The organism is Streptomyces sp. E11-3, from assembly GCF_046540415.1.
Classification (GTDB): domain Bacteria; phylum Actinomycetota; class Actinomycetes; order Streptomycetales; family Streptomycetaceae; genus Streptomyces.
This window is the reverse complement of the sequence record NZ_JAZGRL010000061.1, coordinates 1-3,059: the sequence shown is the minus strand read 5'-3', so window position 1 is coordinate 3,059 and position 3,059 is coordinate 1. Positions and strand designations below refer to the sequence as shown.

The window sequence follows — 3,059 nt, the reverse complement described above, 5'->3', positions numbered from 1 at the left end:
ACCGGGGGAGCCACAGGCACCGCGCAGGCGTGACCCATGGGCCCCACCCGAGGACCGGGCGGACCGTAGGACGCCGGCCCAACCACCGACGAACCCGGCGCCGCCCTGGGGACTCCCCGCGTACGGCGCCCCCGCGCCACCCTTCGCCCCGGCCGCACCACCCTTCGGCCCAGCCGGGCCGTTCGAGGGCCTGCCGCCCGCGGCTTCGGTGCCGCCCCCGCCCATCGCACCCGACGGGCCAGGACCGGGCCAGGCCCCCGGCCAGGCGTACGGCCCGGGGCCGATCCCTGGCCAGCCGTACGGCCCTGGGCTGATCCCCGGCCAGGCCCACGCCCTCGGATACCCGGGCTACCCCACCTATCCGGCGTACCCGGGCAGCGGCGGCCCCGCCCCCGGCTGGCCCTACGCCGCGCCGCCGCCCAGCAACGGCATGGGCACCGCCGCGATGGTGCTGGGCATCCTGTCCCTCTTCCTGTTCTGCCTGTACGGCATCGTCTCGATCGTCCTCGGCACCCTCGCGGTGATCTTGGGGATCCTCGGCCGCAAGAAGGTGCGCCAGGGCCTGGCGGACAACGGCGGTAACGCGCTGGCCGGAATCATCACGGGAGCCGTGGGCATCGCGGTCGGCGCGGTGATCGTGGGTCTGCTCGCCTGGGTGTTCATCTGGGGCGAGGACTCCGAGTCGGAGGAGGCGGAGGTGGACGCACAGCCCTACTCGGCCACGCTCTCCCCGGCGCCCGGGACCGACCGGCCGTAGGCCAACCCCGGACCCACCCGTCTCAGCCCGCCCGCAGCCGCTCCCGCGCCTCCATCAGCGCGAAGCCCAGCAGGTTCAGCCCACGCCAGCGCGCCGGGTCAGCCGCCCGCTCGTCGTCCTTGGCGAGACCGATGCCCCACACCCGGTCCAGCGGGCTGGCCTCGACCAGCATCCGGTCACCCGTGCCGACCAGGAAGTCCCGCAGCTCCCGGTGGGCCGCGAACTTGTGCACGCTGCCCTCGACCACGATGGCGAACCGCTCCCGCTCCCAGACCGCCTCGTCGAAGTCCGCCACCTGCCGCCCCGCCTTCTTCGCGGCGGCGGGATGGGTGGCCGACAGCGCCTGCCGCTCGGCCCGCGCGTCACCGAAGAGCCGGGCCTTGGCGGCCATCATCCAGTGCTCGGCCGTCGCGTACTCCACGCCGTCCACCGTGAACGGCGCGACCCACCACTGGCTCAGGCAGCCGGCGCCTATTTGCCCGTCCCGGCGCGGCCGATGCCCCCAGAAGTGCAGAAACCTGACCCGCTCACCCGCACTGACCCGCGTGGCGAGCTCCTTGATCTGTTCCATGCACGCGAGTCTGGCATCCGCCACTGACAGTCCGTCCCTGGTTTTTCGAGGGGGCTCGACACCTGGTCGACAGATTCCGTTGCGTAACCAAAAGGCAACAACGGAATCCCTTGTTGGTAGCCACTTGCTCTGTCAGGATCGGCACTCAATTCGAGCTGGAGCTACGGAGAGCGTGATGGGTGACCGTTTCTCGGCGCAAGACCGCTTCGCGGCAGGCGCGCAGTACATCGGCGGTGAGCTGCGGCCCGGCACATCGGGTCAGCGCCACTCCGTCATCGATCCGGCCACCGGCGAGCAGGTGCTGACCTACGACCTCGCCTCGACCGCCGACGTCGACGCCGCGGTGGCCGCCGCGGGCGCGGCGTTCCCCGGCTGGGCGGGCGCGACCCCGGGTGAACGCTCCGACGCGATGCACGGCTTCGCGGCCGTACTCGCCGAGCGCGCCGAGGAGTTCGCGCAGGCAGAGTCCCTGCAGTGCGGCAAACCGATCAAACTGAGCCGGGAGTTCGACGTTCCCGGCAGCATCGACAACACCGCGTTCTTCGCGGGCGCCGCCCGGCATCTGGCGGGCCAGAGCGCGGGCGAGTACAGCGGCGACCACACCTCGTACGTACGCCGCGAGCCGATCGGTGTCGTCGGCTCCATCGCCCCCTGGAACTACCCGCTCCAGATGGCCGCGTGGAAGGTGCTCCCCGCCATCGCCGCGGGCAACACCATCGTCCTCAAGCCCGCCGAACTGACCCCCCTCACCTCCCTGCTGTTCGCCCAGGCGGCCACCGAGGCGGGCATCCCGGACGGCGTGGTCAACATCGTCACCGGCGCGGGCCGGGACGCGGGCGAACACCTCGTCGGCCACCCGGACGTGGCGATGACCTCCTTCACCGGCTCCACCGCGGTCGGCAAGCGGGTCGCCGAGATCGCCACCTCCACCGTCAAGCGGCTGCACCTCGAACTCGGCGGCAAGGCCCCGTTCGTGGTCTTCGACGACGCCGACCTGGAGGCCGCGGTGCACGGCGCTGTCGCCGGTGCGCTGATCAACACCGGCCAGGACTGCACCGCCGCCACGCGCGCGTACGTCCAACGCCCCCTCTACGACGCCTTCGTGCAGGGTGTCGCCGACCTGATGGAGACCGTACGGCTCGGTGACCCCTTCGACGAGTCCACCGACCTCGGCCCGCTGATCTCGCACGCCCAGCGCGACCGCGTCGCCGGTTTCGTCGACCGGGCGCGCGGCTACGCGCGCGTGGTCACCGGCGGCACGGCCCCCGAGAACGACGGCGCCTACTACCGGCCGACCCTCATCGCCGACGCCGCCCAGGACAGCGAGATCGTCCAGTCCGAGATCTTCGGCCCGGTCCTGGTCGTGCTGCCCTTCGACTCCGACGACGAGGGCATCCGCCTCGCCAACGACACCCCGTACGGCCTGGCCGCCTCCGCCTGGAGCCGCGACGTCTACCGCACCGGCCGGGCGACCCGCGAGATCCAGGCGGGCTGCGTCTGGATCAACGACCACATCCCGATCCTCAGCGAGATGCCGCACGGCGGCTACAAGGCCTCCGGCTTCGGCAAGGACATGTCGGCGTACTCCTTCGAGGAGTACACGCAGGTCAAGCACGTCATGTACGACAACACCGCGGTCGCCAGAAAGGACTGGCACCGCACGGTCTTCGGCCCCCGCTGAACCACTCGCCGAACCACCCGCCGAACCACGAGTCACCCCCGCACCCCCGC

3 protein-coding genes are annotated in these 3,059 nt (G+C 71.9%); 2 read left to right on the top strand and 1 reads right to left on the bottom strand.

The window, feature by feature from the left end; all coding sequences use genetic code 11:
* On the top strand, nucleotides 1–757 hold a 757-nt coding region (locus U9R90_RS34920), incomplete at its 5' end, for a DUF4190 domain-containing protein (RefSeq protein ID WP_411061408.1).
* A gap of 22 nt (nucleotides 758–779) precedes the next feature.
* Here U9R90_RS34920 and U9R90_RS34915 read toward each other — a convergent pair.
* Nucleotides 780–1,328, bottom strand: a complete 549-nt coding sequence (locus U9R90_RS34915) for an NADAR family protein (RefSeq protein WP_411061407.1) — start codon at nucleotides 1,326–1,328, stop codon at nucleotides 780–782.
* A 175-nt stretch (nucleotides 1,329–1,503) separates the two neighbouring features.
* Between U9R90_RS34915 and U9R90_RS34910 the strand changes: the two genes are divergently transcribed.
* On the top strand, nucleotides 1,504–3,009 hold the full coding sequence (locus tag U9R90_RS34910) for a gamma-aminobutyraldehyde dehydrogenase (protein WP_411061405.1): 1,506 nt from the start codon (nucleotides 1,504–1,506) through the stop codon (nucleotides 3,007–3,009).
* Nucleotides 3,010–3,059: the final 50 nt, after the last annotated feature.

What these genes read in the sequence shown, in the direction of transcription:
- U9R90_RS34915 (WP_411061407.1), bottom strand. Translation starts at nt 1,328, where the DNA reads ATGGAACAGATCAAGGAGCTCGCCACGCGGGTCAGTGCGGGTGAGCGG.
- U9R90_RS34910 (WP_411061405.1), top strand. Translation starts at nt 1,504, where the DNA reads ATGGGTGACCGTTTCTCGGCGCAAGACCGCTTCGCGGCAGGCGCGCAG.